This is a genomic window from Algoriphagus marinus (assembly GCF_001936475.1).
Lineage (GTDB): Bacteria > Bacteroidota > Bacteroidia > Cytophagales > Cyclobacteriaceae > Algoriphagus > Algoriphagus marinus.
In genome coordinates, this window is the sequence record NZ_MSPQ01000002.1 from 338,492 (window position 1) to 355,112 (window position 16,621).

General features: G+C 40.9%; 12 protein-coding genes. 6 read left to right on the forward strand and 6 right to left on the reverse strand.

The features are described 5' to 3' along the window. The first annotated feature begins 93 nt into the window (after window positions 1-93). Window positions 94-1,992, forward strand: a complete 1,899-nt coding sequence (locus tag BVC88_RS05835) for a DUF4153 domain-containing protein (protein WP_075349708.1) — start codon at window positions 94-96, stop codon at window positions 1,990-1,992. Beyond that, window positions 1,989-2,993, forward strand: a complete 1,005-nt coding sequence (locus BVC88_RS05840) for a Gfo/Idh/MocA family protein (protein WP_075349709.1) — start codon at window positions 1,989-1,991, stop codon at window positions 2,991-2,993. Before BVC88_RS05835 ends, BVC88_RS05840 begins: the two co-directional genes overlap by 4 nt. Window positions 2,994-2,999: 6 nt before the next feature. Here BVC88_RS05840 and BVC88_RS05845 read toward each other — a convergent pair whose 3' ends face one another. Continuing rightward, window positions 3,000-3,389, reverse strand: coding sequence for a hypothetical protein (locus tag BVC88_RS05845; RefSeq protein ID WP_075349710.1), 390 nt, complete (start codon window positions 3,387-3,389; stop codon window positions 3,000-3,002). Window positions 3,390-3,546: 157 nt separating this feature from the next. Between BVC88_RS05845 and BVC88_RS05850 the strand changes: the two genes are divergently transcribed. Further along, window positions 3,547-4,041 carry a heme-binding domain-containing protein gene (locus tag BVC88_RS05850; protein WP_075349711.1) on the forward strand — a complete coding sequence of 165 codons (495 nt, stop codon included), beginning with the start codon at window positions 3,547-3,549 and terminating at the stop codon, window positions 4,039-4,041. Between the two features lie 6 nt (window positions 4,042-4,047). On the opposite strand, the gene BVC88_RS05855 is transcribed toward BVC88_RS05850, so the two are convergent. After that, on the reverse strand, window positions 4,048-5,184 hold the full coding sequence (locus BVC88_RS05855) for an endo-1,4-beta-xylanase (RefSeq protein ID WP_075349712.1): 1,137 nt from the start codon (window positions 5,182-5,184) through the stop codon (window positions 4,048-4,050). Between the two features lie 382 nt (window positions 5,185-5,566). Here BVC88_RS05855 and BVC88_RS05860 point away from each other — a divergent pair, with 382 nt between their 5' ends. Both BVC88_RS05860 and BVC88_RS05865 read left to right on the forward strand, forming a co-directional pair. Beyond that, window positions 5,567-6,976: a DUF6600 domain-containing protein gene (locus BVC88_RS05860; protein WP_075349902.1), complete on the forward strand. Its 1,410-nt coding sequence runs from the start codon at window positions 5,567-5,569 to the stop codon at window positions 6,974-6,976. Between the two features lie 135 nt (window positions 6,977-7,111). Beyond that, window positions 7,112-10,249: a WD40/YVTN/BNR-like repeat-containing protein gene (locus BVC88_RS05865; RefSeq protein ID WP_075349713.1), complete on the forward strand. Its 3,138-nt coding sequence runs from the start codon at window positions 7,112-7,114 to the stop codon at window positions 10,247-10,249. A 99-nt stretch (window positions 10,250-10,348) separates the two neighbouring features. On the opposite strand, the gene BVC88_RS05870 is transcribed toward BVC88_RS05865, so the two are convergent. Then, on the reverse strand, window positions 10,349-11,197 hold the full coding sequence (locus tag BVC88_RS05870; RefSeq protein WP_075349714.1) for a hypothetical protein: 849 nt from the start codon (window positions 11,195-11,197) through the stop codon (window positions 10,349-10,351). 197 nt (window positions 11,198-11,394) lie between these two features. On the opposite strand from BVC88_RS05870, the gene BVC88_RS05875 reads away from it, so the two are divergent. Beyond that, window positions 11,395-12,924 (forward strand): SulP family inorganic anion transporter, encoded by a 1,530-nt coding sequence (locus BVC88_RS05875; protein WP_075349715.1) that lies wholly within the window; start codon window positions 11,395-11,397, stop codon window positions 12,922-12,924. A 125-nt stretch (window positions 12,925-13,049) separates the two neighbouring features. Here BVC88_RS05875 and BVC88_RS05880 read toward each other — a convergent pair whose 3' ends face one another. The 3 genes from BVC88_RS05880 to BVC88_RS05890 all read right to left on the reverse strand — a co-directional run bounded on the left by BVC88_RS05880 (window position 13,050) and on the right by BVC88_RS05890 (window position 16,518). Then, entirely contained in the window at window positions 13,050-14,282 is a 1,233-nt protein-coding gene (locus tag BVC88_RS05880; protein ID WP_245803608.1) for a serine hydrolase domain-containing protein, read from the reverse strand. 140 nt (window positions 14,283-14,422) lie between these two features. Then, window positions 14,423-15,919, reverse strand: coding sequence for a trypsin-like peptidase domain-containing protein (locus BVC88_RS05885; protein WP_075349716.1), 1,497 nt, complete (start codon window positions 15,917-15,919; stop codon window positions 14,423-14,425). Window positions 15,920-16,089: 170 nt separating this feature from the next. Further along, window positions 16,090-16,518, reverse strand: coding sequence for an Hsp20/alpha crystallin family protein (locus BVC88_RS05890; protein WP_075349904.1), 429 nt, complete (start codon window positions 16,516-16,518; stop codon window positions 16,090-16,092). Window positions 16,519-16,621 lie beyond the last annotated feature (103 nt).

The window sequence follows — 16,621 nt, forward strand, 5'->3', positions numbered from 1 at the left end:
CGGAGTAATTAAGATAATTTAAAACTTCAAGAGTCTACAGAACTTTTCGCTTGGATTTAAAATCTCTAATTTACTTTTCAAATAATCCGGCAAATGAAATTTCCTTCCATAAATCAACTTCAAGAGGACTCCTTCCTAGCTGCCAAACGATTTCCACTCAGTCTGATTGCTGCACTAATTGGGACAGGAATAGCAATCTATCTGGTGGAACTGGAGCTCTTTGAAGAAGAATTGGGGCTTGTAAATCTGCTTCTTACTGCAGCACTTGGCATCCCCTTGTTCTTCTGCCTTCGAATTCTAGGCGAGCAGCTGCAGCTATCCAAAAAAAATCAAACGCTGATTCAAATCGGAGGACTAGCATTTCTTGGATTAATCTATTGGAGTTTTCCGCAGGAACTCAGCTTTGACACCAACCGCGCTCCTTATATCAGGTACCTGATCTACAATCTGACGATTCATCTTTTAGTAGCGATTTTACCTTTCTCTAAAAATAAAAGTCAGCTCGGTTTCTGGAATTACAACAAGGTGCTTTTTCTGCGACTTGTTTTAGGAGCTTTATATTCCGCTGTTATCTTCCTGGGAATCCTCTTCGCCTTACTTGCAATCATGGCTCTTTTTGATGCTAAGATTGACCCCAAAACTTTTGCTCAACTCTTTTTCTTCACCGTAGGCGTATTCAACACGTGGTTCTTTCTTGCTGGGATTCCAAGGGAATTCAAAAAGGAAATTTCCAAAGAAGAATATCCAAAAGGACTTCGTGTTTTTACTCAATTTGTACTGATCCCGCTTTTGCTTTGCTACTTGCTGATACTCTATGTTTACGGAGGAAAAATTATCCTGACTTGGGATTGGCCGCGAGGAATAGTAAGCTACATGATCATAGCCATTTCGGTTCTCGGCATTTTCACCAATCTATTACTTTTTCCTTCTCAGGAATTTAAAGAAAGTGGCTGGATCAAACTCTTCTACAAGACCTTTTACTTCCTGCTATTTCCATTGATCATTTTACTGTTTTTCGCCATTGGGATCCGAATCGAGGAATATGGTCTGACCGTAAATCGTTACATTATTGCCCTTCTTGGTATTTGGCTAAGCTTTATCGCTATTTATTTCTCATTTGGAAAAAAAGACATAAAAGTCATCCCGATCTCCCTAGCATCTTTTATGATTTTTGCCTCATTTGGTCCTTGGGGCATGTTTAGCCTGAGTGCATTGAATCAAACCAACCGACTCATTCGTGTTTTGGAGAAAAATGAGTTGCTTGTTGATGGAAAAATTCAAAATGAGACCCAATGGGAAATCAGCGAAAAAGGTGCAATTAAACCCATCGGAACCCGTGAGGAAATAAAACTAGATCAGGAAAGCTTGAAAGAAGTGAATTCAATCATCCAATACCTGGGGGATTATCATGGTTTGGGAGATTTGGAACCTTGGTTTGATCAGGATTTGAAATCAATACTTGAAACTTCTGCCGAAAATTCAAAGTCAAAAAAACCCACTTTGGAACTGGATGAGCTTTTTATCAAATCCATGGGACTGGACTACATTCCTTCCTATGAATTAGGAAATGATCAGGCAGAAACAAAGCCACTAAATTTTATAGCCATAGGAGAATTCAGGTATTCAATTAAAGACTTTGAAGAGTTGATTAAGTTCGAAGCTAGCAGATATTCCACTGATAAATCAGAGGAAAACGACTTTGCACTTTATCTTGATAAAGAAGGTGAATCAATATTGGTAATAATTTCAAATGGTCAAGAAAGTCGGATCGAATTGAAACAGTTTATCCAAGAGTTACAACTACTCTACACGAATTCTTACAGTACTGTAGAATGGGAAGACTTGAGGTTTGAATATAATTCCGAAGAACTCAAGCTTGTTCTGTTTTTTGAAAATATCGATGCGCGTATCCAAGAAGGAGAATTGATTATCGAATCATTGAATGGCTTTGCCCTGATAGGAAAACAAGATTTAAATCAAGAAAAACCATGAAGAAATTAGCTGATCAAGAGATCCGGTGGGGAATCCTAGGTGTAGGAAATGTTTGTGAAGTGAAATCTGCTCCTGCTATGCAACTGATTCCCAATAGCAAAATCGTCGCCGTGATGCGTAGAAATAAAGAAAAGGCGAAAGATTACGCCTCTCGACACCAGATCTCCAAATGGTATTCTGATGCCCAAGAGCTCATCCATGATCCGGAAGTCAACGCCATCTACATCGCTACTCCGCCAAATGCCCATCTAGAACTTTGTCGTTTGGTTGCGGAAGCCGGGAAGCCAGTTTACGTGGAAAAGCCGATGGCTAGAACGTTCTCGGAATGTCAGAAAATGATTGAAATCTGTGAACAGAACAATGTTCCGCTCTATGTAGCTTATTATCGAAGACGTCTTCCCCATTTCATGAAAATCAAGGAACTGATCGATTCAGGTGCAATTGGTTCGGTTCGAACGGTTCACATTGATCTCAAGCAAGCTTTAATACCCGGGCTTGTAGCTGGATCGGACGAGAATTGGCGAATCGATCCGGAAATCGCCGGAGGAGGTTACTTTTTTGATTTGGCTTCGCATCAGCTCGACTTACTGGATTTCTTTTTTGGTCCCATTACGCAAGCTTCCGGATACTGCAGTAATCAGGGAAAAGCTTACCGAGCCGAGGATATTGTAGTTGGGAATTTCGTTTTTGAAAACGGAGTCTTGGGAAGTGGAAATTGGTGCTTTACGAGTGCAGAAGAATCGACTATTGATCAAATTATCATTTATGGAAACAAGGGAAAAATAAGTTTCGAGACTTTTGGAAAGGGCGAATTCCTTATGGAAATCGATGGTAAAAAGACTGAGCATTTCAGCTTTGAGCTGCCAAAGCATATTCAACAGCCTTTGATTGAAACCATCGTCGGTGATTTACTTGGAACGGATGAGTGTCCAAGCACAGGAGTTTCTGGAGCACGGACCAATTGGGTGATGGATGAATTAACAAAAAGAAGAATTGGCTAATAGAACTCAGGCTTTATCCTCCACTTTCTGGTAAAGATCAAAGTCTATAATTATCTTCTGATTATCGATGATCAATTGGCGAAGAAAGAAATTCTTTAGTGTTTCTTCCTGTGGCATTTGATCAAAATCGATATGAATCCGATCTGATTCTTTATCCCAGAACAGACCAGGCTTGTTCATTTTGACAAATCGATCCGCAAAAAAATTAACAACAGCATTCATCTTATAGCTAAAAGTCAGTCTTCTTGGTTGTACCTCCTCCAATGAAAGTTTGATGCTTACTTTGGAGACCTTTACTTTTAGCTGATTATCTCCTAGAAATTCAATGCTCGGCTTTTTAGCAGAAAAATTCCCCGCCAATCGTTCAAGTTCATCTGAAGTAAATACCAAAAGCATGGTTTAAAAATTTTGTTTTTATCAATATTTTCGAATTTCTATTAAACTAATATCCATTAATTCAGTCAAAAAGACTAATTGGAATTCTTAAGAAAGTATTAAGAAAAAATAATGTGATTTTGAATTAAATTGAACTTCTATTCAAACCCCCAGAACCATGCTAAAGAAAATCTCCATCGCCATTTTGATTCTATTTGTTGGAATCCAGTTTATTCCTTACGAGAAAAACACCAGCAATGACCTGACATACGACATCTCAAAAAGCTACGATGTTCCGGATAATATTCAGACTATCTTCAAAAATGCATGTAATGATTGCCATTCTAATAGTACGGTCTATCCTTGGTACAGTAAAATTGAACCCATCGGTTATTGGTTAAATGATCACATTGTAGACGGTAAGCGTCATTTGAATTTTTCCACATTTACCAAACTCCCGCTTGCTGTTCAAAACCATAAACTGGAAGAGACTATAGAGATGGTGGAGGAAGGTGAAATGCCTTTGGAAGATTACACCAATTTTGGTCTTCATGCCGAAGCAAATTTGAGCGATGGACAACGTCAGGAAATCATCGACTGGGCCAAAGCTCAAATGGCAATGCTGGCAGCAACTTATCCAGCTGATAGCCTTGTCATGAAAAAAAGAGAATAAAAATTTTTAGGATGTGGTTGCTATCTTTTCACGGATAGCTTCTAAAATCTGAGCCTTTGGATTAAAATTCTTGTCAAACAGTAAGGGGTAGTTTGTCCTACCTCTTACTGGCCAGTTATTTAGCCAGCTGGCTTTATCGTGCGTTCCCCAGAAGGTCACCCGACTGATTTTATCACTATGCTTAGTATAAAGTTGGAAAATAGCTGCGTATCGCTGGCTCAGCTCCTTTTCTATTTCTAAAGGAAGACCATTTTCATAGGGATTATACTCAGCTTGAAACTCATAAGTCTTGGCCAAATCTGCTCCTATCGCTTCTTTTGGACGCTTTAGCACGTCTACATCCAACTCTGTGATCATCACTTTGAATCCTGCTTCGTGAATATCAAGTATTCCTTTTTCGATTTCATTGATCGATGGGCTTCGAAGCATGTAATGTCCTTGCATCCCAATCCCATCTACTCGAATTCCCTCATCTCGCATTTCTTGCGCTAATTTTAAAATAGCAGCTCGTTTTTTTGAATTGAAGACATTGTAATCATTATAATACAATTCAGCGGTTGGATCCATTTCATGAGCTTTCCGAAAGGCGGTTTTGATAAAATCAACTCCAGCGATATCAAACCATTTTGAGTTTCTAAATTCCCCATTATCGGCTATGGCTTCATTGACGACATCCCAACCATGGATTTTCCCTTTGTATCGACCTACTACGGCTTCGATATGATCTTCAAGAGTTTTAAGTAATTCTGCCTTTGTCTTTGGACTCCCATCTACTTTTTCAAAAACCCAATCCGGAACCTGCTGATGCCAAGCTAGCGTATGACCGACTACGAAAGCATTCAATTTTTCTCCTAGGGCAACATACTGATCTCCAAACTCAAAATCATATCGATCAGGTTCTGGATGAACTTTGATCCATTTGAGGCCATTCTCAGGACTGATACTGTTGAAGTGTTTTTTTAAGACCGGCAATGCACGCTCCTCTTGACCATTTACCTCTTTATAATTCAGGGCAGCACCTACCAGGAAATTTTCTGCAAACATTTCCTTCAACGATTGTTCGCTCGGAGATTGAAAAGCAAAAATCAAAATTGAAATCAATCCAAAAATGGCAAATACAGAATAGCGATTAGAATTTTTCATGATTTTATTTTAAAGAGGAATTTCGATTTTTTTTCTGAAAGACCAGTCTTTTCACTTCACTTACTTTTAGTTTTTTTCAATTCCACACATACTTCTTTGAATAAAAACTTTTGCAAAAAAATCTTAATATATTTTTTTGTTTAAGCGCTGTTTATAAATCATATTCTTAAGTGAATATTAAGAATTCAGAGCAACCTTCTTAAAATTATCATCGTTTCGAAAACCAATAGAGTGTTTATTTTAAAGAAGATTGAATTTTTGGCTCGATTTTAGTTTTAGTATGCATGCATCCTTTTTAGTGAAACCTGCATCTACAAAGCAAAAGGAAGCTGGAAAAAGAAAAGCCAACAACCAACTATTTCTCACCAAAACCACAAAAACTATGAAAACGCAAGACTTCAAAAAATGGACTAAGGCCTTGTTGGTTTTACTCTTGAGTTTTGGTTTCAGCAGCTTAAATCGAGCGGAAGCCAATCCTTACCCTGGTGTTTCTTTCCAAGTGTTTTATGATGAACTAGCTCCTTATGGAGATTGGGTCATGGATCCAAATCAAGGATACATCTGGCTGCCTTATGCCGAGCAAGGCTTTCACCCTTATGGTTCCAATGGCCACTGGGCTATGACTTCCTATGGTAACACTTGGGTGTCCTATTATGATTGGGGCTGGGCTCCTTTTCACTACGGACGTTGGTATTTCGATAATTATTACCAGAGTTGGGCCTGGGTACCGGGTTATGAGTGGGGACCTGCCTGGGTAAATTGGAGAACCGGCGGTGGGTATTATGGTTGGGCACCTTTGGCTCCTGGCTTTTCGATCAATGTAGCAGTGAATTTACCAAGCTTCTATTTCGTATTTATCCCAAGAAATAGAATCTATCATCAGTATGCTCATCGATATTATGCTCCTTACCGCAATCGAGTTAGAATCTATAATCAAACTACCATCATCAACAACACGGTGATTTACAACAATAATCGCTATGTCGCTGGACCAAATCGAAGAGAAATCGAGCGGGTTACCCGAAGATCGGTTCCGGTTTATCAAGTTCAGGCTTCTGACAGAGCTGGAAGAGCTGCTGTATCCAGAAACTCCATCAGTCTCTATAGACCTGAGCTTGAGAATAGCAGAAGCCGAAACGTAGAAGCTAGACCATCTCGAGTGCTAGATGCGAATACAGCTAGATCAGCAAGAAGTCAAGCTTCAGACCGATCGGTTTCCAACAGTTCACGATCAGCCAATTCAAGCCTGGGAAATACAACTGCACCCTCTAGTAGGTCTGACAGAACAGTAAGATCAAGCGCTCCCACTCAGGAATCACGTTCATTCGAAACTAGACCTTTTGAAGATACGCGAAGCAAAACTTCGACTCCTTCACGAGAAAGCCAGGCTAGACCCCAAGTAGATGCCAATGGATCTAGAAGCTCAAGTCCTGTGGGAAGAACTTCACCAACTGTACAGCAAAGAACTCAAACGAGAACACAACCTTCTCAGCCTGCAGTACGATCAAATCAAGGCCAACGATCTACTTCCTCAAGACCTGAAGCAAGACCGGCACAGACTCAGCGAAGTCAAGCGCCTCAACCTACAGTTCGGAATGCTCCCCAACAACGAAGCAGTTCTGAAGTGAGATCAAGTAGCCGAACTTCTCCTGCTAACTCCAGAGTAAGTACTCCTTCGAGTAATCAAAAGAGTGGATCTTCCCGAGTAAGCACTGCTCCTAGAAAGGAATCAAGTGCGAGTTCAACTTCGAGAAGCTCCTCTAGCAGAACAGTAAAACCAAAAGGAAATTAACCCTTCGAAAGACTAAACCAACTAATCACAATAAAAGCATGGTAATTTTTATCATGCTTTTTTTTATTACTGCAGGGTCCAACACTTTTTCAAGGGTTTTTAAGTATCTTAAAACCTTAAAACCCATTCAACCCAATGCGAAAAATTCTTATTCTTTTATTCTTGAGTAGCTGTTTTACAGTTTTTGCCCAAGAAAAACCAAGTGAAACTCCACCCTTAAAGTACAGAAACATCGGCCCATTTCGAGGTGGCCGTTCCGTCACCGCTACAGGAGTGGTTAATGATCCTTTGACTTATTATTTTGGCACCACAGGTGGTGGAGTCTGGAAAACTTCCGATGCTGGCCAGCACTGGGAAAATATCTCTGATGGCTTTTTTGAAACCGGTTCTGTCGGGGCAGTTGCTGTCTCCGAGAGCAATTCGAATATTGTCTATGTAGGTATGGGCGAGCATGCTCCTCGTGGAGTGATGACCTCTTATGGCGATGGCGTCTACAAATCAACAGATGCTGGAAAAACCTGGAAAAAACTTGGTCTGGAAAAGACTCAACATATTTCCAGAATCCAAATTCACCCAACCAATCCTGACATCGTCTATGTCGCGGCACAAGGCGCACTTCATGCTCCAAATCCAGAAAGAGGAGTTTACAAGTCTATAAACGGCGGGGAAACATGGGAAAAAGTGCTTTACCTCGATGAGAAATCCGGCGCGGTGGAATTGTCCATGGACATGAATACGCCGGAAGTGCTTTATGCTGCACTTTGGGAACATCAGCGCAAGCCTTGGCAAGTTATCTCAGGTGGACCGGGATCAGGACTTTACAAAACCACAGATTCAGGAAAAACTTGGAAGAAAATCCACGAAGGGCTTCCCGAGGAAAAAGGGAAAATGGCTATATCAGTTTCCAGAGCAAATTCAAACAAGGTTTATGCCTTGATTGAAAGTGATTCCGAAAAAGATCTTGGAGGCTTATTTGTCTCAGATGATGCCGGAGAAAGCTGGATACTTGTCAATAAAGACAATCGCCTTACCCAACGTGCTTGGTATTACATTGAAGTTTTCGCCGATCCAAATGATGAGCATACCGTTTGGGTACAAAGTGCACCCATGCTTCAATCCATTGATGGGGGAAAAAGCTTTGAACAAATCAGTGGCGCCCATGGCGATTACCATGACCTTTGGATTAATCCCAAGAATTCAAAAAACATCATCCTAGCTGATGATGGTGGTGGAAGCATCACTTTTAACGGTGGCAAAACCTGGTCTACTCAATCCAACATGCCTACGGCTCAGTTCTATCGAATCAATACCGATAATCAATTCCCTTACCGGATTTACGGAGGTCAGCAAGACAATACCTCAGTCGTCATCAGTAGCATGGCATTGGGAAGAGGTGGTATTTCGCAGGAGCATTGGAATTACTCCGCTGGCGGTGAATCCGCATTTTTGGCTTTCAACCCAGATGATCCACGCTATGTCATGGGCGGAAGCTATCTCGGGACTATCGACTTACTCGATATGGAGTCAGGAGGTTCTACGAATGTGATGATTGCACCGATCCAGTACTTGGGCCGAGATGCATCCGACATGCGCTATCGCTACAATTGGAATGCCCCGATCATTTGGTCACAACATGAGCCGGGGACATTTTATCATGGCTCACAATACGTGCAACGGACAGGAGACAATGGCACCACCTGGGAAGTAATTTCTCCAGACCTGACTCGAAACGAAAAAGAAAAACAAGGAAAAGGAGGCGTACCCTACACCAATGAAGCAGTAGGTGCAGAGAATTACGGAACGCTTTCTTACATCATTGAATCGCCACTAGAAAAAGGGGTATTCTATACAGGAAGTGATGATGGATTGGTTTACTTGACCAAGGACGGCGGAGAAAACTGGACAAATGTGACCCCGAAAGGGCTCCAGGAATCTTTGATCAATGCGATTGAAGTTTCCCCTTCTGATCCTGCGACAGCATACATAGCAACGACTCGCTACAAATTCAACGATTATACTCCAGCCCTATACAAAACTACAGACTATGGAAAAACCTGGACCAATATCAGTTCTGGAATTCCTTATGGAGCATTCACACGGGTAGTTCGGGAGGACACCAAGGATAAAAATCTGCTTTACGCAGGTACTGAGAAAGGCATTTACATTTCTCGAAATGGCGGTCAAAACTGGGAAGCATTTCAGCTTAATTTACCCGTTACTCCTATTCTGGATTTGAAAATCGCACATGAGGATTTGGTAGTCGCTACTTCCGGAAGATCATTCTGGATTTTGGATGATTTGAGTTTGGTTCGGGAAATGCAAAAATCTGTAACCGCAGCCAAAATCTATACTCCTGAGAATACCTACTTAGGAAATTGGTACAGTCAGCTGAGTCGAAGTAATTCTGATTTTGACGGTACTGATCCTTTTGAAGGAGTTAATCCAGCAAACGGTGTGGTGCTTTATTATCATTTACCTGAAAACACTACCGATTCGACCAAAATAAGCTTGGAAATCCATGATTCTGCTGGAAACTTGATTCGAACAATAAGCTCTGAAAAAGACGCTTCTTTCAAAGTTTATGATGGCGGCCCTTCTCCTGAGCCCACACTTTCTGTGAAAAAAGGAATCAACCGCTTCGTCTGGAATATGCGTCATGCCACTATGCCAGGAATTCCAACTGCTTATCTTGAAGCGAGCTATAGTGGGCATCAAGTTATCCCAGGAACTTATAAATTGACACTGAAGACAGAAAGTCAAACTTCTGAAACTTCAGTCACCATCAAAGCAAATCCATTGTATGAAATCACAATGTCTGATTATGAAGAGTATGATGTATTTATGAAGGCCAGGGAAGCTGAATTGACTGAAATGCATAATATGGTGAATGAGGCAATGGACTATCAAACCCAACTGAAAGGGTTATTGTCTCGAACTAAAGGGAAAGAAGAACTCAAAGCATTGACTGAAGCTGGAAATAACTTGCAGAAGAGCCTTCAAGTTTGGGATGAAAAGATGATCCAGCGGAAATCCACAGCCTATGATGACGTGGAAAACTTCCCGAATAAGTTCACTGCGAACTACCTTTACATGATCAATCAAACCGAAAGTTCGATCCCTAAAGTAAATAAAGGCTCAAAAGATCGATACGCCGAACTCTGGGAAGAGTGGAAAACGCTTAAGGCTGAAGGAGAGAAACTCTTGAACGAGGAAATCCCTGGGTTCAATAAAGCTGCACAAGAAGGTGGGGTGGGAGTTCTTTTTAGGAAATAAGAATTCAGGTTTTTCTTGGCTAATTAAACTATTTCAAATTGGAAAAGAGTCCTAGGTTGTCTCTAAAATTGCACGAAACCTATAACTTTTTTTATTCATTTAAACTTCTGAGGGCGATGTTGAATTGTTGACATCGCCTTCAGATTTTTCAAGAATCAAGTCTTGTGACTCATCTCTAGGTCGAAAAAAATTCATTTTCACGAGACCTTTTTCATAAAGGAATTCAGTCGGGTATGCTGAGACAAACTGCCCCATTTTGATACTATCAAAATAGTCTATCTCTTCTGGGGATTGGGAGGATTTGATCGACAAGTTGCCATTAAAGTAATACTCCTTTAAGAACAAAGTAATGCCAGCATTAGAGCGGTGCACTACTTTTCCTTGAACCTGTTCTCCCAACTCGATTTTACAGAGGATTTTTTTGACACTTTCTCGCTGCGGTATATCAAGTACATATGCACAGACTTTTTCCTCATCCTCACTTTTGGTTAATACAAATCGAACCCAATATCCAACTTTTTCAGCGAGCCATTCCTCGGGCTTTCTAGAAGACACACTTATGTTTACATTGACCATAGCTTGGGTTTCTCGATGTCGAATACAGAAGTTTTTTCCGAAACTCATCAGAGTTCCCACAAGAAATTCCCGCTGAGTACTCATCCGAATCATATCCAGACGATGAAAGTTTGCCATTCGCACCAAACCAGCTGCAACCGGAGGATCATCTTCCCTAAAATTGGGTCTTAAAGTAAAGGATACAGTGTCTCCAACCGTGGCATAATATCTCTTAAGGATTAATCCTTCTTCTAAATCGACTATAAAATTCTGCTCTGATTGATAAAAAAAATGTTTAGTACCACTCTGGTCCTCGATAAAACCAAAGTGTTTTTCAGGATTAAATGACACAATCTCTCCAAAAAGCCGACTGGCATGTATAGAATCTTCCATGGCAAAAAATACAAACTGAATTATTAATTTAAGCGCTTTTCCAAAAATATTTTTTGGTTTTTTTTTAAATCTTAAATCAATGGCAATCCATCGCCAAATAAAATTCGGTTTAACTCAATTTCCTTACCTTTGCCCACTTAATTAATCTCAGAAAAGGAATTTAGGAAATTCCTCAAAGCTGAAAACCTATTATTCCAATGAAGAATTACCTCAACCTCTTTGACTTTAGTCAGCGAGTCGATTATAAAACCGAAGTGCTTTCAGGGCTCACCGTGGCGATGGCTTTGATTCCTGAGGCAGTTGCCTTTGCATTTATCGCAGGACTTTCTCCGCTTACTGGTCTTTATGCCGCTTTTATGATGGGGTTGGTAACTTCTATTTTGGGCGGACGACCAGGTATGATCTCCGGCGCCACCGGTGCGGTGGCAGTGGTGATCGTTTCGCTGGCAGCTACCCATGGCGTAGAATACGTTTTTGCCGCAGTAGTATTGGCAGGAATTCTTCAAGTATCGGCGGGAGCTTTGAAACTTGGAAAATTCATGCGTTTGGTGCCTCATCCAGTGATTTTTGGATTTGTAAATGGACTGGCGATTATCATTTTCATGTCTCAGCTAGATCAGTTTAAAGATAGTACTGGCGCTTGGCTGACTGGAGGTTCACTTTACCTATTGGTGGGCTTGGTACTTTTGACCATGCTGATAATTTGGGGTTTACCGAAACTCACCAAAGTAGTCCCATCTTCCTTGACTGCTATTTTGGTGGTTTTTGGAGTAGTATCACTTTTAAATTTAGACACAAAAACCGTCGGAGACATTGCCAGTATCCAAGGTGGCTTCCCTCCTTTTCACCTTCCAGCAGTTCCTTTAACTTTTGAAACCCTTCAGATTATCTTTCCTTATGCAGCAATTGTGGCGGGAGTGGGTTTGATCGAAAGCTTATTAACCTTAAATATTATAGACGAAATTACCGAAACCAGAGGTCGAGGCAATAAAGAAGCCGTAGCACAAGGCATAGCTAATATGCTTTCTGGAGTTTTCTCAGGAATGGGTGGCTGCGCGATGATTGGTCAGTCCCTGATCAACATCTCCTCCGGAGCTCGAGCTAGACTTTCCGGGATTGTAGCTTCCGTGATGCTTTTGGTATTTATCATGTTTGGAAGCAGTCTAATAGAGCAAGTACCCATGGCGGCTCTGACTGGTTTGATGATTATGGTTTCGATCGGAACCTTCGAATGGGCGAGCTTACGAACCTTCACCAAGATGCCCAAATCAGATGTATTCCTGATGGTTTTGGTGACCTTAATTACCGCAGTCCTTCACAATTTGGCATTGGCAGTTTTAGTCGGAGTGATCCTAGCTGCACTATTCTTTGCTTGGGACAATGCCAAGCGAATTCGAGCTCGCAAATCAATTGATGCAAATGGAATCAAACATTATGAAATGTATGGCCCGCTTTTCTTCGGTTCTGTGGCAGCTTTCGCAGAAAAATTTGACATCCAAAACGATCCAAATGAAGTAATTATTGATTTTGCGGAAAGTAGAATCGTGGATATGTCAGCGATCGAAGCGCTCAATCGGATTACTGAACGCTATTTGAAAGTGGGCAAGACTGTACATCTGAAACATCTCAGTCCGGACTGCCTCAAGTTGATTGCCAATGCAGACAAATTGGTCGATGTCAATGTGATCGAAGATCCTAAATACAAACTGGCGATCGATAAGCTTTAAATAGCTGCTATAATCCAGCATTCCTTTTGGAAGGAAAATTAAAGGTCCAAGTCTTAAGACTTGGACCTTTAATCCTTATGCTTGCTCTGTCACGCCTCAGCGATCGCTGTGCTTAAAAAAGAAGCTTATTCCACGGCAGCAAAAACCATTTGTCGGAATTTCCAACCGGTCTGATCTCCGTTTCCACTTTGAGTTTGCTTCATCAGGATTCCAATTGTTTTGGTCACTGGATCTGCAAAATACTGGGTATTGAAATACCCTCCCCAATCAAATGTACCGACGCTTCCATTTCCCCCTTTTAGAAAACCAACTTCATTCACGATTCCAAATGCTAGCCCATAGCTTCCCGTTCCTCCTCCAATCAAATCCCCCACTTGATTGGACATGATGAGTTCAATGGTCGTAGGGCTTAAGATTCTTTTCCCATTATAAATCCCTCCATTCAGATACATCTGAAGGAATTTAGCATAATCCTCGGCAGTGGAACTCAGACCTGCTCCCCCTGAGAAAAATGCTTTCGCTCCCTTCTTGGGATAATCCGGGTCATAAAAAGTCACTGGCATTGGGCGCCATTGTCCATTTGCAAATTGATGCACCGTGACCAATTTCTCACCTTGGGCTTCATTCAAGTAAAATCCAGTATTCGTCATCGTCAAAGGCTGAAAAATCCGAGTTCTTAAAAACTCATCGAAAGGCATGCCCGATACAATCTCTATAAAATAACCCAAGACATCCAATCCCTCAGAATAGGTATACTTGGATCCTGGATCATGATGAAGTGGAAGTTTTGCCAGCTTCTTGATATTTTCTCCAATGGTAATCGGCTCCGTAGTATATAGATCAATGATTCCTGCCTTTTGGTAGATCATTTTCATTCGCTCATCCCCATCAATCATCCCATAGCCGATACCTGAAGTATGGGTGATCAAGTCTTTAATCGTGATTTCTCTTGAGGCAGCACGAGTGGAATAGGTACTGTCTCCGAATCGAAATCCTGTCATGACCTGAGGATTTTTGAATTCAGGAATCCACTTCGAAATCGGATCATTCAATTGGAATTTTCCTTCCTCCCATAGCATCATCACCGCGGTAGAAGTTATTGCTTTGGTTTGTGAAGCAATCCTAAAGATCTGATCCTTCTCCATTTTTCGTTGAGAAGGCAGGTCTGCTAAGCCTTTGGCAGAATGGTAAACGACTTTTCCATCTTTGACGATCATGGCAACTAAACCGGGAATATGATTGGCTTGGACGCTTTCCTCGAGCATTTGATCGATGCGATTAATTCGATCTTGGGACATCCCTTTTACTGGTGCGCTGGACGCTGGGATCAATACTTGAGCATGCAATCCGATTGACATCAAGATTGCAAAACCTGTTAAAAATATTTTTTTCATAGGGATTGGGTTTGTTGTCATTCAAATTACAGAAAGCTTTTGAATAGCCATAAAAAAAGCAGGCTAGAAAATTCTAGCCTGCTGTCATTTAGACTTTGGGGTGATTAATCAACTTCTACTTCAAAGTAGTACTCCGTTCCATCTTGGAACATTCCAAGCACTACAATTTCTTCTCCGTTGAGTCCGTCTAAAATCTCAATAAGTTCTTCCGCACCTTGCACCCTCACTCTTCCATCACTAGAAATAATCGAGGTGATGATAAATCCAGGTCTAGCACCTGCACTTCTCCATTTTCCTCCGGAAACTGTGCTGATCACTGCCCCGCCTTGGATTCTCAGGGCCTCTTTTAGTGAAGCTTTGATATCCTCGAAAACTACTCCTTCAAATTCAAAAGTCTTTGGAATCACTTTTTTCACGATTTCTGTGTCTCCAGCAAAATTTTTCAGAGTCGCAGTTGTTTTATAGGTTTTACCTTCCCGGATATATTCTACTTCGACTTTATCTCCAGGCCGTTTCCTAGCAACCATTTCCTGAAGATTTGCAACAGAATTGGTTACTCTTCCATCAACACCGATAATGATATCACCTTCTTTCAATCCTGCTTCTTTTCCTCCACTATTATCATTTACTCCTCCGATATATACACCTTGCTCCACTGGGAACTCTTTACCTAGGAACTCTCCCAATTCAGGGCTGATATCCCGGATATTTACTCCTAATAAACCTCGCTGCACAGTACCATACATCATCAAATCATCCATTACTTTCTTGACAAGAGTACTTGGTACAGCAAAGGAATATCCGCTGTAAGAGCCTGTTTTGGTGGCAATTGCTGTATTAATACCGATCAATTCTCCTGCTAGGTTGACTAATGCTCCTCCTGAATTCCCGGGATTGACTACCGCATCGGTCTGCAAAAAGGACTCCACCTGAAGATTATTTTCTACTTCTGTGAGGATTCCGATGTTCCGTGCTTTGGCAGAAATAATTCCTGCAGTAACAGTTGAGTTTAGATTAAAAGGGTTACCCACAGCTAATACCCACTCTCCAATTCTAGTTTTGTCTGAATCGCCAAATTTCACAAAAGGCAAACCAGTAGCCTCTATTTTCAGGAGCGCTAAATCTGTAGTGGGATCAGTACCAATAATTTTTGCTACATAGCGCTTATTGTTTTCAAGGGAAATATCCACTTTGGTAGCCCCATCCACTACGTGATTATTAGTAACAATGTAACCATCAGCCGAAATAATAACTCCTGAACCAGAACTCATAGGCATTGGACGCTCCTGATTTCCTCCATCTCGTTGAGGAAACTGGAAGAATTCCTGAAGAGGATCACGCTGCTGCCTTCCAGAATAAGAAATGGTGGTATTTACATGGACTACTGCAGGGGTGACAATCTCCGCTGAAGTCACGAAATTGATTCCATCGGGAATCGTAAAATTTTTGTCTGACAACAAGTTCACAAAACTTGTTTGTTGTTTTTCATCGAAATTTGACTGAGGCTGGGGCTGAATAAAAAAGCTCACACCCGCCAATGCCACCATCCCACCTATCAAGGAGGCTAGAAACATTCCTATGAAGAATTGTCTTTTGGTCATATCTTTTTATTCTTTTTGTTATAATTGATAAACGAACTACAGGAATTAACATTCCAAAAACCGAGCTTATTTCAGCATCATAATCTCCAAATTAACAAGAATTAACCGCTTTTTCAGACTCTTTTAAAACTAAACAAAATATAAGGAGTGGGGTTTTCCCACTCCTCACATTATTTCACTTCGATAGCCTTTTTTACTTCAGTTTTTTCTTTTTTAGGAATAAGTACTTTAAGAAGTCCATCCTCATAGGTCGCTTCAATAGCATCTGCTTTCACGTCTTCAGGCAGAAAGAAGGATCTTTTAAAAGAACCATATTGACTCTCGATACTATGGAAATTTTTACCTTCCTTCTTTTCTTCGAGCTTTCGTTCACCGGAAATATTGAGCTTGCCATCAATAAATTCTACGCTAAAATCTTTCTTCTGAACTCCAGGAACTGCTACATGGATTTCAAAATTCTTTTCATCTTCGGCAATATCCACTGCCGGATTAAAAGGCTTTTCTATAGCCCCAAAGGAATCATTGAAGAACTTATCCAACACACTACTGAAGTTTGATGGATACATTGGATCAAGTTGGTTTGTCTTTACGATTTTCATGATAATTGTTGGTTTTAGTGAATAAATCAATTTTGAAATCATTTTAGAAAAATTCGTTCCAAGCTAATTTTTAAGCCATTATGACCTGTTTTTCCTGAAAAAC